20 protein-coding genes are annotated in these 23,391 nt (G+C 64.5%); 9 read left to right on the top strand and 11 right to left on the bottom strand.

Features of this window, described 5'->3' with window-relative positions; genetic code table 11:
* Positions 1 to 1,269: sulfatase-like hydrolase/transferase (locus tag K675_RS0102685; RefSeq protein WP_017901967.1), on the top strand; the 1,269-nt coding region annotated here is incomplete at its 5' end.
* A 199-nt stretch (positions 1,270 to 1,468) separates the two neighbouring features.
* Here K675_RS0102685 and K675_RS0102680 read toward each other — a convergent pair.
* Positions 1,469 to 2,374 (bottom strand): TauD/TfdA dioxygenase family protein, encoded by a 906-nt coding sequence (locus K675_RS0102680; RefSeq protein WP_017901966.1) that lies wholly within the window; start codon positions 2,372 to 2,374, stop codon positions 1,469 to 1,471.
* Positions 2,375 to 2,556: 182 nt separating this feature from the next.
* Here K675_RS0102680 and K675_RS0102675 point away from each other — a divergent pair, with 182 nt between their 5' ends.
* Positions 2,557 to 3,477 (top strand): LysR family transcriptional regulator, encoded by a 921-nt coding sequence (locus K675_RS0102675; RefSeq protein WP_017901965.1) that lies wholly within the window; start codon positions 2,557 to 2,559, stop codon positions 3,475 to 3,477.
* Positions 3,478 to 3,663: 186 nt separating this feature from the next.
* Here the strand turns inward: K675_RS0102675 and K675_RS0102670 are convergent, their stop codons facing one another.
* Positions 3,664 to 4,689: an ABC transporter substrate-binding protein gene (locus tag K675_RS0102670; RefSeq protein ID WP_017901964.1), complete on the bottom strand. Its 1,026-nt coding sequence runs from the start codon at positions 4,687 to 4,689 to the stop codon at positions 3,664 to 3,666.
* 308 nt (positions 4,690 to 4,997) lie between these two features.
* Here K675_RS0102670 and K675_RS0102665 point away from each other — a divergent pair, with 308 nt between their 5' ends.
* Genes K675_RS0102665 through K675_RS0102655 form a run of 3 tightly spaced genes read left to right on the top strand, consistent with a single transcriptional unit; the run spans position 4,998 to position 9,032 of the window.
* Positions 4,998 to 6,596 carry an ABC transporter permease gene (locus tag K675_RS0102665; RefSeq protein ID WP_017901963.1) on the top strand — a complete coding sequence of 533 codons (1,599 nt, stop codon included), beginning with the start codon at positions 4,998 to 5,000 and terminating at the stop codon, positions 6,594 to 6,596.
* Positions 6,593 to 7,408 carry an ABC transporter ATP-binding protein gene (locus tag K675_RS0102660; RefSeq protein WP_017901962.1) on the top strand — a complete coding sequence of 272 codons (816 nt, stop codon included), beginning with the start codon at positions 6,593 to 6,595 and terminating at the stop codon, positions 7,406 to 7,408. Before K675_RS0102665 ends, K675_RS0102660 begins: the two co-directional genes overlap by 4 nt.
* A 13-nt stretch (positions 7,409 to 7,421) precedes the next feature.
* Positions 7,422 to 9,032: an arylsulfatase gene (locus tag K675_RS0102655; RefSeq protein WP_017901961.1), complete on the top strand. Its 1,611-nt coding sequence runs from the start codon at positions 7,422 to 7,424 to the stop codon at positions 9,030 to 9,032.
* A 164-nt stretch (positions 9,033 to 9,196) separates the two neighbouring features.
* Here the strand turns inward: K675_RS0102655 and K675_RS0102650 are convergent, their stop codons facing one another.
* Entirely contained in the window at positions 9,197 to 10,285 is a 1,089-nt protein-coding gene (locus K675_RS0102650; RefSeq protein ID WP_017901960.1) for a fatty acid desaturase, read from the bottom strand.
* Between the two features lie 96 nt (positions 10,286 to 10,381).
* On the opposite strand from K675_RS0102650, the gene K675_RS0102645 reads away from it, so the two are divergent.
* Positions 10,382 to 11,386, top strand: coding sequence for an AraC family transcriptional regulator (locus K675_RS0102645; protein ID WP_017901959.1), 1,005 nt, complete (start codon positions 10,382 to 10,384; stop codon positions 11,384 to 11,386).
* 298 nt (positions 11,387 to 11,684) lie between these two features.
* On the opposite strand, the gene K675_RS0102640 is transcribed toward K675_RS0102645, so the two are convergent.
* Positions 11,685 to 12,371 (bottom strand): Crp/Fnr family transcriptional regulator, encoded by a 687-nt coding sequence (locus tag K675_RS0102640; protein ID WP_017901958.1) that lies wholly within the window; start codon positions 12,369 to 12,371, stop codon positions 11,685 to 11,687.
* An 86-nt stretch (positions 12,372 to 12,457) separates the two neighbouring features.
* Here K675_RS0102640 and K675_RS0102635 point away from each other — a divergent pair, with 86 nt between their 5' ends.
* Positions 12,458 to 12,982, top strand: a complete 525-nt coding sequence (locus K675_RS0102635) for a DUF962 domain-containing protein (protein ID WP_017901957.1) — start codon at positions 12,458 to 12,460, stop codon at positions 12,980 to 12,982.
* 201 nt (positions 12,983 to 13,183) lie between these two features.
* Here the strand turns inward: K675_RS0102635 and K675_RS0102630 are convergent, their stop codons facing one another.
* From K675_RS0102630 to dibA, 6 genes are all read right to left on the bottom strand, one after another.
* Positions 13,184 to 14,173 carry a sulfate/molybdate ABC transporter ATP-binding protein gene (locus K675_RS0102630; RefSeq protein WP_017901956.1) on the bottom strand — a complete coding sequence of 330 codons (990 nt, stop codon included), beginning with the start codon at positions 14,171 to 14,173 and terminating at the stop codon, positions 13,184 to 13,186.
* Between the two features lie 3 nt (positions 14,174 to 14,176).
* Positions 14,177 to 15,049 (bottom strand): sulfate ABC transporter permease subunit CysW, encoded by an 873-nt coding sequence (gene cysW, locus K675_RS0102625; protein ID WP_017901955.1) that lies wholly within the window; start codon positions 15,047 to 15,049, stop codon positions 14,177 to 14,179.
* A gap of 12 nt (positions 15,050 to 15,061) precedes the next feature.
* On the bottom strand, positions 15,062 to 15,880 hold the full coding sequence (gene cysT, locus K675_RS0102620) for a sulfate ABC transporter permease subunit CysT (protein WP_017901954.1): 819 nt from the start codon (positions 15,878 to 15,880) through the stop codon (positions 15,062 to 15,064).
* Between the two features lie 83 nt (positions 15,881 to 15,963).
* Positions 15,964 to 16,974, bottom strand: a complete 1,011-nt coding sequence (locus K675_RS0102615) for a sulfate ABC transporter substrate-binding protein (RefSeq protein ID WP_017901953.1) — start codon at positions 16,972 to 16,974, stop codon at positions 15,964 to 15,966.
* A 160-nt stretch (positions 16,975 to 17,134) separates the two neighbouring features.
* A complete protein-coding gene (oscA, locus tag K675_RS0102610; protein WP_007941032.1) occupies positions 17,135 to 17,317 on the bottom strand; it encodes a sulfur starvation response protein OscA in 183 nt (60 codons plus the stop codon).
* A 323-nt stretch (positions 17,318 to 17,640) separates the two neighbouring features.
* Positions 17,641 to 19,566, bottom strand: coding sequence for a phosphodiesterase DibA (dibA, locus tag K675_RS0102605; protein ID WP_026144864.1), 1,926 nt, complete (start codon positions 19,564 to 19,566; stop codon positions 17,641 to 17,643).
* Positions 19,567 to 19,733: 167 nt separating this feature from the next.
* Between dibA and desA the strand changes: the two genes are divergently transcribed.
* On the top strand, positions 19,734 to 20,918 hold the full coding sequence (gene desA / locus K675_RS0102600; protein ID WP_017901951.1) for a delta-9 fatty acid desaturase DesA: 1,185 nt from the start codon (positions 19,734 to 19,736) through the stop codon (positions 20,916 to 20,918).
* A 148-nt stretch (positions 20,919 to 21,066) separates the two neighbouring features.
* Positions 21,067 to 22,056: a GGDEF domain-containing protein gene (locus K675_RS0102595; protein ID WP_026144863.1), complete on the top strand. Its 990-nt coding sequence runs from the start codon at positions 21,067 to 21,069 to the stop codon at positions 22,054 to 22,056.
* A gap of 34 nt (positions 22,057 to 22,090) precedes the next feature.
* Here K675_RS0102595 and K675_RS0102590 read toward each other — a convergent pair whose 3' ends face one another.
* Positions 22,091 to 23,302, bottom strand: coding sequence for a response regulator (locus tag K675_RS0102590; protein ID WP_026144862.1), 1,212 nt, complete (start codon positions 23,300 to 23,302; stop codon positions 22,091 to 22,093).
* Positions 23,303 to 23,391 lie beyond the last annotated feature (89 nt).

The following is a 23,391-nucleotide window of genomic DNA, read 5'->3' as shown; positions in this document are numbered from 1 at the left end:
CGGCTCGCCATCGACCCCGACAGCCCGCGGGCCGAGCCGCTGAACGAGGTCGGCTTCGAGCCCTGGATGCGCCACGACGGCATCTATCCCGACAGCCCGCTGTTCGCCGACAAGCGCGAATCGGCACCCTACACCCACTACCTGCGTGGGCTCGGCTACAGCGGCGAGAACCCCTGGCACGACTGGGCCAACGCCGCCGAAGGCAGCGACGGTGAAATCCTCAGCGGCTGGAAGATGCGCAACGCCCATCGGCCGGCACGCATTCCAGAAGCGCACTCGGAAACCGTCTACACCACCGACCGCGCCCTCGACTTCATCCGCGAACAGGGCGAGCAGCCCTGGTGCCTGCACCTCTCGTACATCAAGCCGCACTGGCCGTACATCGCGCCAGCGCCCTATCACGCCCTGTACGGCCAGGACCAGGTCATCGCGCCGATCCGTCCGCAACCTGGCGCGGCCAGCGACCACCCGGTGTACAACGCCTTCCGCCAGCACGAGGAAAGCCTGAACTTTTCCCGCGACGAAGTGCGCTTGAACGTGGTGCCGACCTACATGGGCCTGATCAAGCAGGTGGATGACCAGCTCGGACGGCTGTTCGATGCGCTGCAGTCGAGCGGGCGCTGGGACGACACGCTGATCGTCTTCACCAGCGACCACGGCGATTTTCTCGGCGACCATTTCCTCGGCGAGAAGGAGTTCCTGCTGGAGCCGGCGGTCGGCGTGCCGCTGATCGTGCGCGACCCGCGTGCGGCGGCGGACAGCACCCGTGGCACGGTGGACGAGCGACTGGTGGAAACCATCGATGCGCTGCCGACCTTTCTCGACGCGCTGGGGTTGCCGGGCGCGGAGCATCGATTGGAGGGGCGTTCACTGGTGCCGCTGCTGCACGGCGGGCAGCCGGAATGGCGGCGCTACGCCATCGCCGAATACGACTATGCGTTCCAGGCTCCGGCGCGGGAGCGACTGGGGCAGCCGATCGATCGTTGCCGAATGACCATGGTGCGCAGCGAACGCTGGAAGTACCTGACGTATGACGGCTTCCGCCCGCAGTTGTTCGATCTGGAGAACGATCCGCAGGAGTTGCATGACCTGGGTGCCGACCCGGCGTTCGCCGCGGTGCGCGAGGAACACCTGGGTTACCTGCTCGACTGGCTGCGCGGCCTCAAGCGCCGCACCACCATCAGCCATGAGGAAATCGACCTGCGCGGGCAGCGTTTCCGTTATGGCGAGCCGGAGGCGGAGAGGGTGGTGCGGATCGGGGTCTGGTGACTGAACAAACGAGTCCTGGTTCAACAGGAGCCTGTGGCGAGCGGGCTTGCCCGCGCTGGGGTGCAAGGCACCCCTGAAACCAGACATCGTGATGTATCCGATAAAACGCGGTAGCAGGTTTTGGGGACGCGTTGCGTCCCAGCGCGGGCAAGCCCGCTCGCCACAGACCGATACCACCACAGTCGGCATCCCTTCGGATTCAAGCCCCGCGCAGGGTCTGGCTGCGCTGCCCCTGCACGCCCACCGGCACTTCGCCCTTGAGCGTCACCCGACGCACGATGCGTTCCTGGGTGCCGTAGTCGTCCACCGCGTAGTGCTGGGTGGCGCGGTTGTCCCAGATCGCCACGTCACCGGTCTGCCAGCGCCAGCGCACGGTGTTCTCCAGGCGCGTCACGTGGCTCTGCAGCACATTGAACAGATGCGCCGAATCCGTCGGCAGATAACCCTTGATGCGTTTGACGAAGTGCCCCAGCAGCAGGCTGCGCTCGCCGCTGATCGGGTGCACCCGCACCACCGGGTGCTCGGTCTCGTACACGGTCGAGGTGAACACCTGGCGATAGCGCTCCTGAGCCTGCGCGGACACATTGGGCCGTAGCCCGGCGTAGTCGTATTCGTTGCTGTGCACCGCCCACAGCTTGTCCGCCAGCTCGCGCAGTTCCACTGGCAGCTCGTCGTAGGCCGCCGCCGTGTTCGCCCACACCGTGTCGCCACCGGCGGCCGGGGCCAGTACCGAGCGCAGGATCGAGGCCTTCGGATAGGCATCGATGAAGGTCACGTCGGTGTGCCAGGAATTGGCCCGCTGGCCCTTGGTGCCGTCCAGCTCCATCAGGTAGTGGGTTCCGTCGACCACCGGCACCGTCGGGTGCGCCACCGGCTCGCCAAGCAATTGGGCAAAGGCCTCCTGGCTCTGGTCGTCGAGGTGGGTCTGGCCACGGAAGAAAATCACCTTGTACTGCAACAGCGCCTGCTGGATCGCCTCGACGACGCTGGCATCCAGCTCGCCGGACAGCGCGACGCCCCGGATCTCGGCGCCGATACGACCGGCCACCGGATGAATGTCCAGGGCGTGTACGGCAGGTTTTACAGCCAGTGCGGCATTGCTCATGGAAGGTCCCTCGTCGACTGCTTGCGGTTTGAGCCGCCACGAAACAATGCTCTATCTATATTCCATTTACATCTAATAGATATTCACATGCTTCATTGACGGAATAAGAGCTTGCATTTAAAACCTTAAGCCCAGCTCGTCGCAAATACCTTCGAGCTATTTTTCGGATGCCGGGAAAGCATATGGATCTTCGCCAACTGCGTTACTTCATCGCCCTCAACGAACACCGCAGTTTTGTCCGCGCGGCGGACGCCATGGGCATCACCCAGCCGGCCTTCAGCCGCAGTATCCAGGGGCTGGAGCAGGAGTTCGGCTGCGTGCTGGTGGACCGCGGCAACAAGGACCTGCGCCCCACTCCCGAGGGCCAGGTGGTGCTGCAACATGCTCTGAGCCTGGTTCAGGGCGCGGCGCTGCTCAGTGCCGAAGTGACGCAGATGACCAAGCTCGATGCCGGCGAACTGCGCTTCGGTTGCGGCCCGGCGCCGGCGGTGAAGCTGGTGCCGGAGGCGGTGGCGCGGTTCCTCAATGAGCACCCGAAGGTCCACACCCGCTTCCGTGTGGATAACTGGGAGCGGCTCAGCCGCAGCCTGAGCCGCGAAGAGATCGAATTCTTCATTGCCGACATTCGCCATTTCGAGGCCGACCCGAATTTCCAGACCCAGGCGCTAAGGCCCCGGGGCGGGGTGTTCTTCTGCCGGCCCGGGCATCCTCTGCTGGCCAAGGACAGCCTGTCGACCAACGACATGTTCGACTACCCGCTGGCGGCCACGCTGATTCCGCCGGGGATCCGCAAGCTGCTGGCGAACCTCAGCGGGCGTACGGATTTTTCGCCGAATATCGAGACCGAGCACTTTTCGGCACTGGTGAAGATCGTTCGGCGTTCCAATGCGATCGGATTGGGAAGCCGGGAAGCGTTCGAGGAGGATGTGGAAAAAGGTTCCCTGGTGCCGTTGCACTGGCGCAACCTGCCGCAGAACATCGAGAACCTGAGTGCGCGCTGCGGCATCGTCAGCCGCACCGGGTTCCGCCTGTCACCGGCGGCGCGGGCGATGATCGCAACGCTGGTGGCTGTGGATAACCAGGAAGATCGCCTGGCGGTCTAGCTTTTGGACTGCCCCCAAGAAGTTGGACACCCATCCAACCCTTGGGGTGCCCCCCCTCTCTGTAGGAGCCGGCTTGCTGGCGATCCGCCAAAGGCGGCCATCCAACTCATTGATGGCGCTCATACGGGCGCTATCGCCAGCAAGCCGACTCCTACAGAGAGGGGGTGCACCCTCAGGTAGTGCGGATCACAGCCCTGCCGCCGCCAGGTTCGGCTGCACCCAGTCCGTCACCTTGAACGGCCGGCGAATCAGCTTCTGCTGTGCCGCCAGGTCCACCGAGTCCTGCAGCTTGCCGAGGAACACCGGGTCCAGCTGCGAGGGGAAGATCTCGCTCAGTTTCTCGTCCTTGAGGTCCTGCTGCAGAATCACCTGTGGATAATTCGCCAACCCCGACACCAGCTCGACGTAGGCCTGCTTGTTGTCTTCCTGGGTCAGCCACTCCACCGCCTGCTGTTGCGCCTTGAGCAGCTTGGCGACCAGGTCCGGGTGGGCATCGACAAAGGCTCCGGAGCCCAGCAGCACGCTCTGGATGCTGCCCGCCCCGCCCAGGGTCCGGGTGGTCACCGGCAATTCGGCCAGGCCCCTGGCCTGCAGCGCCGTCAGGTTCGAACCGCCCCACGACGCATCGACCTGCTTCGCCGCCAGTGCCGCCACCGCCGCGCTGAAATCGAGGTTGATGACCTTGATGTCCTTCTCGCTCAGGCCCTGGCTGGCCAGCGCGGCATCGAAGGACAACTGGCAGGCGGTACCCCGGAACACCGCCACGCGCTTGCCCTTGAGGTCCTGCAGCGAATGGATCCCCGAGCCGGGCACCACGCCCAGATACTGCTTGATCCCCCGCGCGGTGGCGCTCAGCAGGCGGGTATCGAGGCCATTGGACTTGCCGATGATCGCCGCCAGGTCCCCCAGGTAGGCGAAGTCCACCTGACCATTGGCGATCGCCTCATTGATCACCGGGCCGGCACCCTTGAAGAAATTCCACTGGACCTTGATGCCCTGGTCGGCAAAGGCCTTTTCCAGGATCTGCTGGCTGCGCAGCACATCCACCACGCCACCCCCGCTGTGCTGGGTGCCGGCACTCAGGTCGGGCACCGCGATACGGATCTCCTTGACCTCGGCCGCCATGCTCGTCAGCGACAGACAGCCCAGCACGCCGGCCAGCAAGGGGGTGGCGAACAGTCGGGCGAGGCGGCCCTTGAATGGGGTTTTCATCGGTGGCGCTCCTAATGCGACAGGCTTCGAGGCGCTGAAGGTAGGCACAGTTTTTACCAGCGATAAAATACTAATAATTCACATTTTAGTAACTCAAAGGAATATAAGCAGTAAAACCCAGCCCCTGCGGGGATATGCGGTAAACGCATGGAAAATATTCTTCGAATGCATTGGATGCCGGCCCATCGCAGGCCTTAAATGGCTTTTCCTTATCTCCCAATAGAATCGATCAAATTATTTATAGATCGAACAAGCATATTCACCCTGACGCCGTGCATCGCCCGGAAAACCGACAACGGAGGTCTGCCATGGCCCGTGTTTCCCTCCTCAGCCTGCCGCTGACGCTGCCGCCCGCCAGACAAGGCCGGCTGTGGCCGCACCTCGGCCAGCGCCTGCTGCCCTGGTTGCTACCGCTGGCGCTCGCCGCTCTGTGGTGGATCGCCAGCCGCCAGCACTGGATGAGCGAGCAGATCCTGCCGTCGCCCGCACGGGTGGCACAAGGCGCGCTGGAACTGGGCAGCGGCGAGTTGTGGGGCCATTTGTGGATCAGCCTGCAACGGCTGCTGTACGGCCTGCTCGCCGGGGTCGGCCTCGGCGCCCTGCTCGGCGCCAGCCTCGGTTTCAGCCGCCGCGCCGAGCGCCTGGTGTTCCCCACCTTCAGCGCCTTGGCGCAGATCCCGACCCTGGCCTGGATTCCACTGTTCATGGTGTTTTTCGGCATCGGCGAGTTGCTCAAGCTGGTGGTGCTGATCAAGGCCATCGTGGTGCCGGTGACCCTGCACACCCTGGTCGGTGTACGCGATGCCCAGCCGCGCCTGCGCGAAGCGGCGGCGGTACTGCGGCTGTCGCCGACCCTGCTGGTGCGCCGGCTGATCCTGCCCGCCGCCCTGCCGGCGTTCATGGCCGGCCTGCGCCTGGCGCTGGCCGCCGGCTGGACCTCGTTGCTGGCGGTGGAACTGCTGGCCTCCAGCGAGGGCATCGGCTACCTGATGGTCTACGCCCGGCAACTGTTCATGCTCGATATCGTCTTCGTCTGCATCCTGGTCATCGGCGTGATCGGCGTGCTGATGGATCGCGGCATCGCCCTGCTCGACCGGCGCCTGGTGCACTGGCCGCATCCGGCCACCGCGCAGATTCCCCGTGGCCCGCGCTATCAGGGTTGGCAACGCCTGCAACCGTGGCTGCTGCCGCTGACGCTGCTGGTGCTCTGGCAACTGGCGAGCGAGCTTGAGTGGGTCGACGGCAACATCCTCGCCAGCCCCCTGGCCGTACTGCACGGCACCTGGAGCGGCCTGCTCGACGGCAGTCTGCCGGGCAGCCTCGGCCTGAGCCTGAAACGCACCTTCGCCGGCCTGCTGCTCGGCGGTTCGCTGGGGCTCGGCCTGGGCCTGCTGCTGGGGCTGTCGAAGACCGGCGAACGCCTGCTCGGCCCCAGCCTGTCGGCACTGCGCCAGATCGCGATCTTCGCCTGGGTGCCGCTGATCACCGCCTGGTTCGGCCTCGGTGAATGGGCCAAGGTGGTGTTCGTCGGCCTGGCCGCGTTCTTCCCGCTGTTCATCGCCACCCAGCGCAGCGTCGCCAGTCTCTCGCCACAACTGAGCGAAGCGGCCCGGGTATTGCGCCTGAACCTCTGGCAGCGGCTGCGCAAACTGGTACTGCCCGGCGCCGCGCCGGGGATCTTCGCCGGGCTGCGCCTGAGCCTGATCTACGCCTGGCTGGGCACCCTCGGCGCCGAATACTTCATGCCGTCCAACGGCGGCATCGGCTCACTGATGATCGGCGCCCAACAGTTGCTGCAAATGGACGTGATCATGGCCGGCATGCTCCTGGTCGGCCTCACCGGCGCGCTGATCAACCGGCTCGGCCAACGCCTCGAAACCCGCGCCACCCGCTGGAGACACGCATGAACGCACCACTGGTCAGCTTCAACCAGGTCGGCAAATCCTTCGACGTCGACGGCGCCGAACTGCAGGCCATCGATAACTTCAGCCTGGATATCGGCGAAGGCGAATTCGTCGCCATCGTCGGCTCCAGCGGCTGCGGCAAGTCCACCCTGCTGCGGCTGCTGGTCGGCCTGGACACCGTCTTTCGCGGCGAGATTCGCATCGACGGCAAGGTGATCGACGGCATCGGCAGCGAGCGCGGCATCGTCTTCCAGGAGCATCGGCTGTTTCCCTGGCTGACGGTCGAGGACAACATCGGCCTGGGTCTGGTCAATGAAGCGCTGGGCAACGACGAACGCCAGCGGCGCATCCGTGATTTCATCCAGTTGGTCGGCCTGGCCGACTTCGCCCGCGCCTACCCGCACCAGTTGTCCGGCGGCATGGCCCAGCGCGTGGCGATCGCCCGCGGACTGGTGGCCAGCCCACGCATCCTGCTGCTGGACGAGCCGTTCGGTGCCCTCGACGCACTGACCCGTCAGCAGATGCAGGACGAACTGCTGGCGATCCGCGAGCGTGCCCGGATCACCACGCTGCTGGTCACCCACGATGTGGAAGAGGCGATCTTTCTCGCCGACCGGGTGGTGGTGATGGAGCCGCGTCCCGGCCGGATCAAGCGGGTGGTCGAGATCGCCCTGCCCCATCCGCGCCAGCGCAGCGGCTTCGAATTCCACCGTCTGCGCGAGGAACTGCTGCACGAGCTGACCCGCGACGATCACTACCAGCCGCCGGCGCCCGAACAGATCCGCGACCTGCCCCTGACCTTCATCGCCTGCTGAGAGGAACCCCGACATGGCGCAACGCCCGAATTTCCTGGTGATCCTGGCCGACGACCTCGGCTTTTCCGACCTCGGCGCCTTCGGCGGCGAGATCGCCACGCCGAACCTCGATGCCCTGGCCCAGGGTGGCCTGCGCCTGACCGACTTCCACACCGCGCCAACCTGCTCGCCGACCCGCTCGATGCTGCTGACCGGCACCGACCACCACATCGCCGGCATCGGCACCATGGCCGAGGCGCTGACCCCGGAGCTGATCGGCAAGCCAGGCTATGAGGGCTACCTCAACGACCGCGTGGTGGCGCTGCCCGAGCTGCTGCGCGAATCCGGCTACCAGACCTGGATCAGCGGCAAGTGGCACCTGGGCCTGACCGCCGAACAGGCACCCCATGCCCGCGGTTTCCAGCGCTCGTTCTCGCTGCTGCCGGGCGCGGCCAACCACTACGGTTTCGAGCCGACCTACGACGAGACCACCCCGGGCCTGCTCAAGTCGACCCCGGCGCTGTACATCGAGGACCAGGATTTCGTCGAGCAGTTGCCGGAGGATTTCTATTCCTCCGACGCCTTCGCCGACAAGCTGCTGCAGTACCTCAAGGAACGCGACCAGAGCCAGCCGTTCTTCGCCTACCTGCCGTTTTCCGCGCCGCACTGGCCGTTGCAGGCACCGGCCGAGGTGGTCGCCCGCTACAGGGGCCGCTATGACGCCGGCCCTGAAGTGCTGCGCCTGGAACGCCTGGAAAAACTCCGGCAGTTGGGCCTGATCGACAGCGAGGTCGAACCGCACCCGCTGCTCGGTCTCACCGCCGAGTGGGAGTCGCTGAGCGAGGAACAGCGCCAGCGTTCGGCGCGGTCGATGGAGGTGTATGCGGCGATGGTCGAGCGAATGGACTGGAACATCGGCCGGGTCGTGGATTACCTGCGCAAGCAGGGGCTGCTGGACAACACCTTCATCCTGTTCATGTCCGACAACGGTGCCGAGGGCGCCCTGCTGGAGGCGTTTCCCAAGTTCGGCCCGGAACTGCTCGGTTACCTGGACCGGCATTACGACAACAGCCTGGAGAACATCGGCCGGGCCAACTCCTACGTCTGGTACGGCCCGGCCTGGGCTCAGGCGGCGACGGCCCCGTCGCGGCTGTTCAAGGCCTTCACCACCGAGGGCGGCATCCGCGTGCCGGCGCTGCTGCACTATCCGCCGCTGACCCGACCGGGGCAGATCAGCCACGGCTTTGCCACGGTGATGGACATCACCCCGACCCTGCTCGACCTGGCTGGCGTGCGCCATCCGGGCAAGCGCTGGCACGGCCGGGACGTGGCGCCGTTGCGCGGCAAGTCGTGGTTGGGTTTCCTCTCCGGCGAGACCGCGCAGGTGCACGACGAACACACCGTCACCGGCTGGGAACTGTTCGGCCGCCGGGCGATTCGCCAGGGGCACTGGAAGGCGGTGTACATCCCAGGTCCCGTGGGCCCGGCGACCTGGCAACTGTATGACCTGAGTGCCGATCCGGGGGAAATCCACGACCTGGCCGAGGCCCAGTCGGAACGACTGGCGACCCTGATCGGGCATTGGCAGCAGTATGTCGAGGAAACCGGGGTGATCCTCAGTGCGTCACCGTTCCAGCCGGATTGAACCTTACTCCTGTGGCGAGCGGGCTTGCCCGCGCTGGGCTGCAAAGCAGCCCCGAAACCAATCCATGCGCAGCATCAGGTACACCGTGCGTGCCGACTTTACGACTGCCTTGCAGTCGAGCGCGGGCAAGCCCGCTCGCCACAAGTCACCAACCGCACAAAGACTCAGGCTCGAGCGCGGCTTACCTCTTGTACACTGCCCCGCTCCTGGCGGACAAAGCGGTTCGCGCGGCCAAACGTGCCGAAATCATTGAAGCGCACGCCCATCTCGGCCATCACCTTGTGCGCCACCGGCGCGGTCAGTTGGCGGATGTAGAACGGTTCCTTGACCACGAAGTGATGGATGCCGTGGGTGCTGCCGAAGTTGAAGCAGAACGCCTGCAACGGCCATAGCCACCAGGGGTTGAGCACCTGGGTCTGCTGGATCACGTTGCCCGGCTCGACGTCACCGTAGTAGTGCATGTTCGAGCTGATGAAATGCAGGCAGAAGGTGCGCAGCACATTCGGCCCGATGATCACCACGGCGGCGATATCGATCACCCGCATCGTCGCCAGCGTCCCGGCCGACCAGTCGATCGAGGTGCCCAGCAGCGCGGCGACGCCGTTGGCGCCGTGGTACCCCAGGAACACGTACCACGCGCCCCAGTGCAGCAGGGCCAGCGGCGCATAGACCAGCACCACGCGCTTGAGGATGCTGCGCCGATGCGCCCAGGTCTTCGCCCGGCCGGCGCGGATCAGCGCCGACATCACGTTGTCGCCGACCATCAGCAACCGCGCCAGGCCCCAGGGCTCGCCATTGGTGATCGCCCGTTCCTCCATGTCGGCCTCGGTGCCGGAGACCTTGTGGTGGTTGAGGTGCAGGTGGCGGCGCACCCACGGGTTGATGGTGCTTGGCCGCGCCAGCCAGACCAGCGCCAGCATGAGGTTGTGCGGCACCCGCTGCTTGCGGAAATACATGCTGTGGATCAGGTCGTGTTCCAGCTCGTGGGTCAGCGAGGCGAGAAAGGCATTGACCAGCAGGCAGGCCCACCAGGCCAGGTAACCGCCGATATAGAGCGCCGCCGAGCCGATCATGCCGGCCAGGGCGAAGGTGAGGATGCCGGCGCCGAGGGCGTCCTGGTGGTTGAGGACCGGGTAGCGCCGGCGCAGTTCGACGCCCCTGGCCAATACCACTTCACGAATGCGCGCAGAGCGCTGCTGATCGTCCAACGGCTGAACATTCGCGGCCTGGGGACTTGCGCAAACACCTTCCATGATTCCATCCTCTGGTCATTGATGTTCGCATCTTGCGCCGTAGCATCCCTGAAGGCCCTAGCCGCGAACGCCAACCCGTTGACCGGACGCGCCAACATGCCTGAACCGACCTCGCTCTCCAGCTGGACCCGCGCCCTGCGCAAACAGCTCGACGCCCTGGGCCTCGACAGCGCCGCCCTGTGCCGCGAGGCCGGGGTCGACCCGCAACTGATGGATGACCCCAACGCCCGCTACCCGCTGTCCGCCACCACCCGCCTGTGGCAGTTGGCGGTGCAGGCCAGCGGCGACCCGGCGATCGGCCTGCGGGTGTCGCGGTTCGTCAGCCCGACCACCTTCCACGCCCTCGGTTATGCGCTGGTCGCCAGCGGCAGCCTGCGCGAAGTGTTCGAGCGGATCGTGCGCTATCACCCGGTGGTCAGCGACGCCCTGGAACTGGAACTGAGTCGCGAAGGCGAGCGCTACCGCTTCAGCCTGCGGGTGCCCCAGGGCAGCCCGGAACCGGCTCCGGAAGCCATCGACGCGTTTGCCGCGATCTATGTGCGCACCTGCCGCAACCGCCTGGGCCGCGAGTACGCGCCGCTGGCGGTGCACCTGCGGCGGCCCGAACCGGCTGACCCCAGGCCCTGGCACACGGTGTTCCGCGCGCCGGTGTTCTTCGCCGCCGCCGAGGATCGCCTGGAGTTCGCCTGCAGCGACTTCGACAGCCACCTGGACGACGCCAACCCGGAGCTGGCCGAACATAACGAGGCGGTGCTCAACCGCACCCTCGCGCAGCTCAAGCCGCTGACCTGGGAGCGCAAGGTGCGTCAGGCCATCGAGGCGCAGTTGCCGGAGGGCGAACCTTCGGCCGAACGCATCGCCCAGGCCCTGCACCTGAGCCTGCGCAGCCTGCAACGGCACCTGGCCGACGAGGGTTGCCGCTATGACACGCTGCTCAACGAATGCCGAGAGAACCTGGCGCTGCTGCACCTGCGTGACCCGCAGTGCTCACTGAGTGAAATCAGCTACCTGCTGGGGTTTGCCGATACCAGCAGCTTCAGCCGGGCATTCAAGCGCTGGACCGGGATGACGCCGGGGCAGTTTCGCGATGGGGTGCGTTGAGGCGCTGGAACCTTCGCAAGCTTCTCCCACAAGGTTCGTGACTTTCGCAAAGGCTGTGCACGCGGATAAACCGGGGCGCCGGACCGCCGGCTCCCACAAGGAGGGCCGCGCCAGGCACACATGTCATTTACACCGCAGACTGTGGGAGCTGGATTCACCGAAGCGTCGGCCCGCCGCGAAGCTTTTGGCGGCTTCAGCGCCCATTCGCGGATAAATCCAGCTCCCACGGTTCTGCGGCGTCTGCCGTACTTCCTGGGAGTCTGTTTTGCCGCTCATCGGCAATGGATCAACGCACAGGTCAGCTTTCAGCGGCAGCCCGCAGGCGCGCCAGGTCGATGATCTCGATTTCACCGTAGTTCAGGTGCACGATGCCCTCGTCCTGAAACCCCTTGAGGATCTGGTTGGTGGTCTGCCGAGACAGCGAAAGCATCAACGCCAACTGGTCCTGGGACAGCGGGATCAACTGCCGCGAATGGTTGAGCTCGCCATAGCCCTCGGCAATCTGCAGCAGCCGGTGCGCCAGTCGCTCACGGGCCGGCAGCAGGCTCAGTTGCTCCAGGCCGATGAAGGTCAGCCGCAGCTTCTGGCTCATCAGCAAAGCGAAATGCCGCCAGTACTCCGGGTGTTCATCCAGCAGTTGCAGCAGCACCGCCTGCGGCACCTGCAGCAGGATGGTGTGGCCCACCGCATAGGCATCGTGGGTGCGCGGCAAGCCATCGAACAGCGAGATCTCGCCGAACCAGTACGGCAACTCGATCACGCTGAGCAGGGCTTCCTTGCCCTTTTCGCTGACCGCGCCGACCCTTATGGAGCCTTCGAGCACCGCGTACAGGCCACAGGGCGGGTCGCCGCGCTTGAACAGCCGCTGGCCCGGCGTCAGGCGCCGGCCCTTGGCCGCCGCAATCAGGCTATCCTGCAAATGAGCCGGCAGATTGCTGAACCAGTGACCCGTCAGCAGGCGTGAACGCCAGGCAGATACTTCCATGGGAACTCCGAGACGATTGTCGGGTAGCCGACAGCGCAAAGTTTTCGAGCAGGGCATGATCCCATCACCCTACAGGAGGAATAACAATGAAAAACCTCGTCGAGCATCTCAGTCAATATGCGGCGTACCACCGTGATCCACGAAACATCGCCAGCCATTTCATCGGAATTCCGCTGATCGTGATCGCCGTCGCGACCCTGCTGTCACGGCCGGGATGGCCGGTGGCCGGGCTCTGGCTGACGCCTGCGGTGCTTTTGACGGTAGCCTCGGCGTGGTTCTATCTGCGCCTGGAAGTGGCCCTCGGACTGCTGATGACGGTGCTGCTGGGCCTATCCGTTTGGCTAGGCCAGACGATCGCCGCGCAGAGCACGATGGTCTGGTTGAGCGCCGGTATCGGTCTGTTCGTGGTCGGCTGGGTGATCCAGTTCATCGGGCATTACTACGAGGGACGCAAACCGGCGTTCGTCGACGACATCAGCGGGCTGATCGTCGGGCCGTTGTTCGTGGTGGCCGAGTTGGCGTTCCTGCTGGGGCTGCGCAAGGCGCTCAAGCAGGAGATCGAGGCGCGGGCGGGGGTGGTGCAGTTGCGCGAGAAGCGCGCGGCGGCCTGATTAGAGCGGTAACCAGTGCAGGCTTGCCGTGGCAGAGGACGGTCTGTGGCGAGCGGGCTTGCCCGCGCTGGGGCGCAACGCGCCCCTAAAGCCAGGCGCCTCATTCTGCCTGACATAACGCGATCACGGATTTTAGGGCCGCTTCGCGCCCCAGCGTGGGCAAGCCCACTCGCCACACAAACCCGATCGCCCTAGATACCGTCAGACGTTCGCCAGCTTCTGCCAGACCTTCGGCTTGAAGAACAGGGTCTCGCCCCGCGCCAGGCCGATCAGGCTGTCGTGGTCCTTGACCACTTCGGCCTCGATCAACTCGCTCTGGCCTTCCACCTTCAGCGTCACCCGGGTGGTGGCGCCCAGCGGACGGATGTCGCGCACTTCGGCGACATGGTGATCCTCCAGTTCATGGCGCGACAGCGACACCTCGTGCGGCCGGAACAGCACGTGGTTGTCATCGCCCAGGTGCAGCCGGTTGGAATCGCCCAGGAAGTGGTAGACGAAATCGCTGGCCGGGTTCTCGTAGACCTCGCCCGGTGAGCCGATCTGCTCGATCACGCCCTTGTTCATCACCACGATGCGATCGGCGACTTCCATCGCCTCTTCCTGATCGTGGGTCACGAATACCGAGGTCAGGTTGATGTCTTCGTGCAGCCGCGCCAGCCAGCGGCGCAGTTCCTTGCGGACCTTGGCATCCAGCGCACCGAACGGCTCGTCCAGCAGCAGTACCTTGGGCTCCACCGCCAGGGCGCGGGCCAGGGCGATCCGCTGGCGCTGGCCACCGGACAACTGCTCCGGATAGCGATCGGCCAGCCAGTCCAGCTGCACCATATTCAGCAATTCGTGCACCTTGGTGGCGATCTGGCTTTCGTTCGGCCGCTGGTTTTTCGGCTTCATGCGCAGGCCGAAGGCGACGTTGTCGAAGACGGTCATGTGGCGGAACAGCGCGTAGTGCTGGAACACGAAACCGACGTTGCGATCACGCACGTCGTGGCCGGACACGTCCTCGCCATGGAACACGATGTTGCCGGCATCCGGGGTTTCCAGCCCGGCGATGATCCGCAGCAGGGTGGTCTTGCCGCAGCCGGACGGACCGAGCAGGGCCACCAGCTCGCCGCTGCTGATGTCCAGATTGATGCTGTTCAGGGCCTTGAAGGCGTTGAAGTTCTTGCTGACGTTACGGACTTCGATCGACATGACTTATTCCTCCGCGGCGCTGGCGCGCAGGCGGTTGATACGGTTTTCGCTCCACTGCTTGAGCAGCAGGATCAAGAGCGCCAGGATCAGCAACAGGCTCGCCACGGCGAACGCGGCCACGTGGTTGTATTCGTTGTAGAGGATCTCGACGTGCAGCGGCAGGGTGTTGGTCACCCCGCGAATGTGCCCGGAAACCACCGACACCGCGCCGAATTCACCCATCGCCCGCGCCGTGCAGAGCACCACGCCGTAGATCAGGCCCCACTTGATGTTCGGCACGGTGACATGCCAGAACATCTGCCAGCCGTTGGCGCCCAGCAGCCGGGCGGCCTCTTCCTCCTGGGTGCCCTGCTCCTGCATCAGCGGGATCAGTTCCCGGGCGACGAAAGGCACGGTGACGAAGATGGTCGCCAGGACGATGCCCGGCAGGGCGAAAACGATCTGGATGTCATGGTCGGCCAGCCATGGACCGAACAGGCCCTGGGCGCCGAACATCAGCACGTAGACCAGGCCGGCGATCACCGGCGACACCGAGAACGGCAGGTCGATCAGCGTCACCAGGATGCTCTTGCCACGGAAGCTGTACTTGCTCACGCACCAGGCCGCGCTGACACCGAACACCAGGTTCAGCGGCACCGAGATCAGCACCGCGATCACCGTCAGTTTCAGCGCCGACAGCGCATCGGGCTCGAAGATCGCGGTAAAGAAGGCGCCCAGGCCGTTCTTCAGGCCCTGGGACACCACGATGAACAGCGGCAACAGCAGGAACAGGGCGAAGATCAGCCAGCCGAGGCCGATCAGGATCCGCCGCGAAGTGGCGCTGCCACGCCGGGCGGCATTGGCCGAGGAGGCCGCGCTTATGGACGATTGGGACATGCTCGCGCCTCCTTATGGGGTTTCGATACGCCGCTGCAGCAGGTTGATCAGCAGCAACAGGACAAAGGAAACCACCAGCATCAGCACGCCGATGGAGGTCGCGCCGGTGTAGTCGTACTGGTCGAGCTTGACCATGATCAGCAGCGGCAGGATCTCGGTCTTCATCGGCATGTTGCCGGCGATGAAGATCACCGAGCCGTACTCGCCGACGCCACGGGCGAAAGCCAGGGCGAAGCCGGTCAGCCAGGCCGGCAAGAGCGCCGGGACCAGGATATGGCGGAACACCTGCAGCGGCTTGGCGCCCAGGCAGGCGGCGGCTTCCTCGACTTCACGGGGAATGTCGGCCAGCACCGGCTGTACCGTGCGGACCACGAACGGCAGGGTGACGAAGGTCAGCGCCAGGGTGATGCCCAGCGGGGTGTAGGCGATCTTGAAACCCAGGTCGGCGGCGAACTGCCCGACCAGACCGGTCGGGGTGTACAGCGCGGTCAGCGCGATACCGGCGACGGCGGTGGGCAGGGCGAACGGCAGGTCGACCATCGCATCGATGATCTTGCGGCCGGGGAAGGTGTAGCGCACCAGCACCCAGGCCAGCAGCGTGCCGATGACACCGTTGATGATGGCCGCATAGAGCGCGGTGCCGAAGCTCAGCTTCAGTGCCGCGATCACCCGCGGGGCCGAGATGATGTTCCAGAACTGATCCCAGGTGAGCTGGGCGGCATGTACGAACATCGCCGCCAGCGGGATGAGCACAATCAGGCTGAGGTACACCAAGGTGTAGCCCAGCGTCAGCCCGAAGCCGGGTATGACGGGGGAGATACGACGCGACATAAAAGTCCTTGGTTTTGACGCACAAAAGCCCCGAACGGAATCCGGGGCCCTGGGCTTGGCTTATTTCAGGTTACCGGCCCCGATCACTGGGCCTGGTAGATCTTGTCGAACACGCCACCATCATTGAAAAATTTCGGTTGGGCAGTTTTCCAGCCGCCGAAGTCCTTGTCGATAGTCACCAGCTCCAGTTTGGGGAACTGCTTCTCGTACTTGGCGGCAACCTTCTCGTCACGCGGACGGTAGAAGTTCTTCGCGGCAATTTCCTGGCCCGCCGGGCTGTACAGGTGCTTGAGGTACTCGGTGGCGATCTCGGTATTGCCCTTCTTCTCGGCGTTCTTGTCGACCACCGCGACCGGTGGCTCGGCAAGGATCGACAGCGACGGCACGACGATGTCGAACTTGTCGGCGCCGCCGTCTTCCTTCAGCGCCAGGAAGGCTTCGTTTTCCCAGGCCAGCAGGACGTCGCCCTGACCGTTGTTGACGAAGGTGATGGTCGAGCCGCGGGCACCGGTGTCCAGGACCGGCACGTGCTTGAACAGCTCCTTCACGTATTCCTCGGCCTTGGCCTCGCTGCCGCCGGTTTTCAGGCCGTAGGCCCAGGCGGCGAGGAAGTTCCAGCGGGCGCCGCCGGAGGTTTTCGGGTTCGGGGTGATGACCGACACGTCTTTCTTGATCAGGTCGCCCCAGTCCTTGATGCCCTTGGGGTTGCCCTTGCGCACCAGGAACACGATGGTCGAGGTGTACGGGGTGCTGGCGTCCGGCAGGCGCTTCTGCCAGTCCTCGGGCAGGGTCTTGCCGAGCTTGGCGATTTCGTCGATGTCGCCGGCCAGGGCCAGGGTCACCACGTCGGCGCGCAGACCGTCGATCACCGCCCGGCCCTGCTTGCCGGAGCCGCCATGGGATTGCTGGATCTTCACGTTGTCGCCGGGATGGGCCTGTTTCCAGAAACTGGTGAATTCGGCGTTGTAGTCCTGGTACAGCTCACGGGTCGGGTCATAGGACACATTGAGCAGTTCGTAATCCTTGGCAACGGCGGAACCGGCAAACACGGCGCTGGCGAGCGCGGCCAGGGCGTAACGGCGAATCGACGACATGGTGAAGCTCCCGAGAAATATGAGGCATTGGCTTGTTCTTATGGCGCATCAGGTCCGCATTCGAGCCTGAACGCTGCGGTCTTTCGTAGAGGGGGCATGGATGGATGCGCCCTCTGGTTGACCAGTCGGGCCTCTGAGGGCTCAGAGGGACTTGCGATGTTCAGCTGGGTTTGTTGCCAGGGTTTTGCAGACGGAATTTTTCCTTGCGCTCGATCTGGACCACTTGGGCGTTGTGCACGGTGATCTCGACCGCGCCGAAACGCAGGTCGCGCAAGGCGCTCTGGATCTCACGCAGAATGGTTGCTTCGTCCTGGCCGTCAACGCTACGCAGAGATGCGCTCATGGTCGTGCTCCTGAAATGAGAGTTGCCGCGGCAGTGGCGGCACTGCTTTTGGGCGTTGAAGTCATCTTAGACAGGCGCATTTATTCTTAAAAATACTATTTAAGAATTTTGATATAACTGAATTCATCTTACGAAAGGGCCGGCAAAACGAAGGGGCTGAAACATTCCGTGCAACAGGCGAGCTCTCGTGGCGAGGGGGCTTGCCCCCGCTGGGGGTGCGAAGCGCCCCTGAAATCAGCGACCTCGTCTTTTCAGGTAAACCGCAGCGACAGATTGACGGCTGCTTCGCAGCCGAACGGGGGCAAGCCCCCTCGCCACAAGGGTCAGGCGATAGCTGGCGCGCGTTGCCAATCGAGCCTCGGCGCCGGCACCGGCCGGCCGAACCAGTAGCCCTGCCCCAGGTCGCAGCCCTGCTCAAGGAGGAAGCGCGCCTGTTCCTGCTGCTCGATGCCCTCGGCATGCACCTGCATGCCCATGCTCTGCGCCAGGGCGATGACCACGCGGACGATCGCCGCATCGTCTTCGTCCCACGGCAGGCCGGCGACGAAGCCCTGGTCGATCTTGAGCTTCTGCACCGGCAGGCGCTTGAGCCGCAACAGCGAGGAATAACCGGTACCGAAGTCGTCGATCGCCAGGCTCACCCCCAGCTCACGCAGGCGGTGCAACTGTTCCAGCGCCACTTCGGGATCATCCATCACCGCGCTTTCGGTCACTTCCAGTTCGAGCAGCGCCGGGTCCAGGCCGGTGTCGTCCAGCACCTTCGCCACCTGCTGGTACAGCTCGCGCCGGGCGAACAGGCGGCTGGAAACGTTCACGGCGATGAACGACAGTTGCAGCCCTTCCTGTTGCCACTGGCACATCTGCCGACAGGCCTGTTCCATGATCCAGGCATCGATCTCGGCGATCAGCCCGGTACGCTCGGCGATCGGAATGAATTCGCCGGGCGAGACCAGCCCACGCTGCGGATGCTCCCAGCGCACCAGCGCCTCGACCCCGACCAGCCGGCTGCCCTGCAGCTCATGCACCGGCTGGTAATACACACGCAGTTCGCCCAACTCCAGCGCCCGGCGCAGCTCGCCGGCCATTTCCACCCGGTGCTGGGCATGGGCGGTGAGTTCCTCGGTGTACAGCGCGTAACCCTCGCGACCGGCACTCTTGGCCTTGAACAGCGCCGAGTCGGCATTGCGCAGCAGTTGCTCGGCATTCAGCGCATCGCTGGGGAACAGGCTGATGCCGATACTGGCGTTGATGAACAACTGGTGGCCATCGAGTTGGAACGGCTCCCTGAGGCCTTCGATCACCCGCTGGGCCAGCGCCGCGGCCTGGACCACCTGCGGGCAGTTCTCGGCCAGCACGGCAAATTCGTCACCGCCCAGGCGCGCCAGGCTGATACCGGCGCCGAACAGGCCCTGCAGGCGCTCGCCCACCGCCTTGAGCAACTGGTCACCGATGTTGTGGCCGAGGCTGTCGTTGATGATCTTGAAATGGTCGAGATCGATCAGCAGCAGGGCGCAGCCACGCTTGTGCACCTGCGACGAGGCCAACGCCTGGGCGGCCCGGTCGGAGAACAGCAGTCGATTGGGCAGGCCGGTCAAGGGATCGTAGTGCGCCAGCTGGCTCAACTCGTGCTGCGAGTTCTTGATCGCGCTGATATCGGAAAACACCGCGACGTAATGGCTGAGATGGCCGTGATCATCGCGAATCGCCCGGATGGTCTGCCACTGCGGGTAGATTTCACCGCTCTTGCGCCGGTTCCAGATCTCGCCGCTCCACTCGCCACTCTCCTCCAGGGCCTGGTAGACCTTCTGGTAGAACTCCGCCGGATGGCGCCCGGACTTGAACAGGTTCGGCCGCTGGCCCAGCACCTCGGCCTCCTGATAACCGGTAATGGCGACGAACGCCCGGTTGACGTGGACGATCAGCCCTTCGCGGTTGGTGACCAGCACCCCCTCGCGGGTGCAGTCGAACACCGCCGCAGCCTGGCGCAGGCGCTCGCGGTCCTCGCCCGCCCCCGCTGCCTGCCGCTCCCGTGCGGCCAGGGCGAACCGCTGGTACCGCGCGTGGATCAGGAAAATCAGCACCGCACTGACACTGACCCACAGGTAGCCGCGAACGATCTGCCAGTGCACCAACTGCTCGGGCTCATCGAAAAAACGGCTCAACAGCTGCTGGCTGAGCTGGATCCAGAGGATCGACAGCAACAGGTACAACACCCCCGCCTTCAGAGCATTGCGGTATGAACTTGCCATAAGCGGTGCTAATTCCCTCTAGAAATGCCAAATTGCCCTACAAAACGGCCGGAATTATAGAGTAAGAAACATCCCGGCACTCTTATCTGAAACGGCGACTGGTTTTCTCTGGTGGCTCGGTGATAATGCGACTGCTGTTCTTTACTTTATCGAGGGCCATACAGCCTATGTGGTACAACGGTTTTCTCGACCTGTCAGCCTGGCAACTGGTGGCGGTCACCCTGTTGATGACCCACGTGACCATTGTCGGCGTCACGGTTTACCTGCACCGCTATTCGGCCCACCGTTCACTGGAACTCAACGGTGGCCTCAAGCACTTCTTCCGTTTCTGGCTGTGGCTGACCACGGCACAGAATACCCGCGAGTGGACGGCGATCCACCGTAAACATCACGCAAAATGTGAAACCGTCGACGATCCCCACAGCCCGGTGATCCTCGGCCTGTCGACCGTGCTGCGCACCGGTGCCGAACTGTACCGCGCCGAGGCGGGCAATGCCGAGACCCTGCGCATCTACGGCAAGAACTGCCCGGACGACTGGCTCGAACGCAACCTGTACAGCCGCTACAAGCTGCTGGGCGTCGCACTGATGGGCATCATCGACCTGCTGCTGTTCGGCGCCATCGGTATCACCATCTGGGCGATCCAGATGATGTGGATCCCGTTCTGGGCCGCCGGGGTGATCAACGGCCTGGGCCATGCCGTTGGCTACCGCAACTTCGAATGCCGCGACGCCGCCACCAACCTGGTGCCCTGGGGCATCCTGATCGGCGGCGAGGAACTGCACAACAACCACCACACCTACCCCAACTCGGCCAAGCTCTCGGTGAAGAAATGGGAGTTCGACCTGGGCTGGGCCTGGATCAAGGTCTTTTGCCTGCTGCGCCTGGCCAGGGTGCAGCGTGTCGCGCCGATCGCCCACCGGGTCGAAGGCAAGGGCCATCTGGACATGGACACCGCCATGGCGATCCTCAACAACCGTTTCCAGATCATGGCCCAGTACCGCAAGCTGGTGATCGGCCCGCTGGTGAAACAGGAACTGGCCAAGGTCGATCATTCGGTACGCCAGAAATTCCACCGGGCCAAGCGCCTGCTGTCGCGCGAGACCAGCCTGCTCAGCGACAAGCACCACCTGCGCATCGAGGGCATGCTGGAGCACAGCCAGGCGCTGAAGGTAATTTATGAGAAACGCCTGGCCCTGCAACAGATCTGGGTCAAGACCAGCTCGAATGGCCACGACATGCTCGCGGCGATCAAGGACTGGGTGCACGAGGCCGAGGCCAGCGGCATCCAATCGCTGCGTGATTTCGCCAGCCAGCTGAAAACCTACTCGCTACGCCCCGCCACCGCCTGACACCGCTGATCGGCGCGCCTCGCTTCGGGGCGCGTCGTTCGGAACTTAGCGACCATTCCTCTATCTCAAATGCACTTCGCCAGACTGGCGGATTGTCAGTGTCGTCGTGCCGGAAATCGGCACGGCCCACCCTCTGAGATGTGTGCCGATGGTGATAAAAAAACCGAAACCGTCCTTGCTCCAACAGTGGCCGGAGGCCGCTGAAACCCTGCTTGCGCTGGTCCACGCCCAAGGCGAGGTCGCGCGCCTGAGCGAGCGCGAACAGCTGTTCAGTTCCCTGCTGGTCAGCGTCAACGCAGTGCTCTGGGCCTTCGACTGGGAGGCGCGACAGATGCTCTACGTCAGTCCGGCCTACGAGCGCATCTTCGGCCGTTCGGCCGGGCTGTTGCTGGCCGACTACGACGAATGGCGCCACAGCATCTACCCGGACGACCTCGACCACGCCGAACGCAGCCTGGCCGAGGTGCTGGAGAAAGGTGCGGTGGAAGACCGCGAATACCGCATCATCCGGGCCGACGGCGAAATCCGCTGGCTCAGCGACAAGTGCTTCATCAGCCGTCACGCCGAACCGGGCCAGCGGGTGATCGTGGTCGGGATCGCCGAGGACATCACCGAGAAGAAGCTCCTGGAAGACGAACTGCAGCGCCTGGCCACCACCGACGTGCTGACCGGCAGCAGCAACCGCCGGCATTTCTTCGAATGTGCCCACCGCGAGTTCGAGCAGGCCCGGCTGCAGGATTCGCCGCTGGCATTCCTGCTGCTGGATATCGATGACTTCAAGCTGATCAACGACACCTACGGCCACCCGGCGGGCGACCTGGTACTGCAGCGGATCGCCGAAACCGGCCGCTCGGCGCTACGCAGTGGCGATCTGTTCGGGCGGATCGGCGGCGAGGAGTTCGCCGCCCTGCTGCCCGGCTGCGCACCGGACATGGCACTGGCGATCGCCGAGCGCCTGCAGCGGGAGATTCAGCGCCTGGCTTTCAGCCATGATGGAGAAAACTTCGGCACCACCGTCAGCCAGGGGCTGACCAACCTGACCGCAGAGGATCAATTGCTCGACAGCCTGTTCGCCCGGGCGGATGGTGCGATGTACAAGGCCAAGCGCCAGGGCAAGAACCAGATCGTCTTGGCGTGAGGGGGAAAGGCTCGCCCTGAACCTGTGGGTCGTGTCAGTTCTTGCGCAGTCGCGTCAGGTCCGCCATGCCGATCTTGAGCAGCCGGGCGGCGCGGCTCCTGGCCACGTCCTCGATGCTCTGGCTGGGCGTGAGGTGCGCCAGTTGGGCCGCCAGGTTCATCGACAGTGCCTCGCGCGAATACACCCCACCCCCGAGCTGGTAGACCGCCGCAATCAGCTCGCGCAGCTCCAGCGGCAAGCGCCAGCGGGTACGCAGCGCCGAACCGTAACCGGCGCCCAGAGCGGACAGTGATTCGCCGATCTGCCCGTCATCCAGCTCGCCACCCGCCTGCCGCCACTCCTGCAGGCAACGCAACAGAGCCAGGTCGCCCAGGCGATGCAACAGCCCGGCGCAATAACAGCGCTCCTGGTCCAGATCGAACATCCGCGCCAGCGTCCGGCCGTACTCGGCGGTATGCAGCGACAACTGCCAGTAGCGCTCGGCGTGATCGGCCAGTGCGGCATCGCTGAGCTTGGCACTGCGCTTGAGACTCAGGCCGAGGATCAGGTTCATGCTTTGCGCCGAACCCAGGCGCTGCAGAGCCTGGGCCAGAGTCTGCACGGCGCTGCCGTGGTGCTGCGCCGCGCTGTTGGCGGCAGCGATCAGCACGGCGGTGATCTGCGGGTCGGTGCTGATTTCCTGTTCCAACTGCTTCAGGTCGAGGCCGTTGGGGTTGAGGCTGCGTTTCACCGCAACCTGCACGTCGGCCATCAGCGGCGCACCGTCCGATTGCTCGCGGCGACGCTCGAGGAAGGTCTTGAGGTCCATGCCCGGCGCCAGAGGCGGCACCTCGCAGAAGACACTCTGCCCGGCATCGAGCAGCAGGTCCTGCAGGCGCTGGGTCAGGCCATCGACATTCAGCGGCTTGGTCAGGTAGGCGGTAGGTTGCAGCGGCAGGGCTTCACGGACGCTGGCAACGTCACTGCGCGAACTGATCAGGATGAACGGCAACAGCGGGGAACGTTTTTTCTGGCGCATGCTGTAAAGCAGGCTCAGGCCATCGACTCCCGGCAACTCGCGGTCGGCGATCACCAGATCGAAGGCTTGCTCGGTCAGTTGCTGCAAGGCCTCCTGGCCGTTGCCGCAAAGGACCAGTTGCGCGTCGCAGCGTACGGTCAGCAACACCTGTCTCAACAGATCCCGCGCCCAAGGATCCGCCTCGGCAATCAACACACGGGGTACAGCGGGCAAATCCAAAGCTGTCATCTTGCACTCTCCGAGGGCAGTCCTGACACCTTAGTCAAAACAGCTGACCAGATACAACCGGGAACCCCGATTGGCGTGCCCTGAAACAA

It is taken from the genome of Pseudomonas fuscovaginae SE-1, from assembly GCF_000364705.1.
Lineage (GTDB): Bacteria > Pseudomonadota > Gammaproteobacteria > Pseudomonadales > Pseudomonadaceae > Aquipseudomonas > Aquipseudomonas fuscovaginae_A.
The sequence above is the reverse complement of the archived record's forward strand: the minus strand, read 5'-3'. Positions and strand labels throughout refer to the sequence as shown.

What these genes read in the sequence shown, in the direction of transcription:
- K675_RS0102680 (WP_017901966.1), bottom strand. Translation starts at nt 2,374, where the DNA reads ATGAGCAATGCCGCACTGGCTGTAAAACCTGCCGTACACGCCCTGGAC.
- K675_RS0102675 (WP_017901965.1), top strand. Translation starts at nt 2,557, where the DNA reads ATGGATCTTCGCCAACTGCGTTACTTCATCGCCCTCAACGAACACCGC.
- K675_RS0102670 (WP_017901964.1), bottom strand. Translation starts at nt 4,689, where the DNA reads ATGAAAACCCCATTCAAGGGCCGCCTCGCCCGACTGTTCGCCACCCCC.
- K675_RS0102665 (WP_017901963.1), top strand. Translation starts at nt 4,998, where the DNA reads ATGGCCCGTGTTTCCCTCCTCAGCCTGCCGCTGACGCTGCCGCCCGCC.
- K675_RS0102660 (WP_017901962.1), top strand. Translation starts at nt 6,593, where the DNA reads ATGAACGCACCACTGGTCAGCTTCAACCAGGTCGGCAAATCCTTCGAC.
- K675_RS0102655 (WP_017901961.1), top strand. Translation starts at nt 7,422, where the DNA reads ATGGCGCAACGCCCGAATTTCCTGGTGATCCTGGCCGACGACCTCGGC.
- K675_RS0102650 (WP_017901960.1), bottom strand. Translation starts at nt 10,285, where the DNA reads ATGGAAGGTGTTTGCGCAAGTCCCCAGGCCGCGAATGTTCAGCCGTTG.
- K675_RS0102645 (WP_017901959.1), top strand. Translation starts at nt 10,382, where the DNA reads ATGCCTGAACCGACCTCGCTCTCCAGCTGGACCCGCGCCCTGCGCAAA.
- K675_RS0102640 (WP_017901958.1), bottom strand. Translation starts at nt 12,371, where the DNA reads ATGGAAGTATCTGCCTGGCGTTCACGCCTGCTGACGGGTCACTGGTTC.
- K675_RS0102635 (WP_017901957.1), top strand. Translation starts at nt 12,458, where the DNA reads ATGAAAAACCTCGTCGAGCATCTCAGTCAATATGCGGCGTACCACCGT.
- K675_RS0102630 (WP_017901956.1), bottom strand. Translation starts at nt 14,173, where the DNA reads ATGTCGATCGAAGTCCGTAACGTCAGCAAGAACTTCAACGCCTTCAAG.
- cysW (WP_017901955.1), bottom strand. Translation starts at nt 15,049, where the DNA reads ATGTCCCAATCGTCCATAAGCGCGGCCTCCTCGGCCAATGCCGCCCGG.
- cysT (WP_017901954.1), bottom strand. Translation starts at nt 15,880, where the DNA reads ATGTCGCGTCGTATCTCCCCCGTCATACCCGGCTTCGGGCTGACGCTG.
- K675_RS0102615 (WP_017901953.1), bottom strand. Translation starts at nt 16,974, where the DNA reads ATGTCGTCGATTCGCCGTTACGCCCTGGCCGCGCTCGCCAGCGCCGTG.
- oscA (WP_007941032.1), bottom strand. Translation starts at nt 17,317, where the DNA reads ATGAGCGCATCTCTGCGTAGCGTTGACGGCCAGGACGAAGCAACCATT.
- dibA (WP_026144864.1), bottom strand. Translation starts at nt 19,566, where the DNA reads ATGGCAAGTTCATACCGCAATGCTCTGAAGGCGGGGGTGTTGTACCTG.
- desA (WP_017901951.1), top strand. Translation starts at nt 19,734, where the DNA reads ATGTGGTACAACGGTTTTCTCGACCTGTCAGCCTGGCAACTGGTGGCG.
- K675_RS0102595 (WP_026144863.1), top strand. Translation starts at nt 21,067, where the DNA reads ATGGTGATAAAAAAACCGAAACCGTCCTTGCTCCAACAGTGGCCGGAG.
- K675_RS0102590 (WP_026144862.1), bottom strand. Translation starts at nt 23,302, where the DNA reads ATGACAGCTTTGGATTTGCCCGCTGTACCCCGTGTGTTGATTGCCGAG.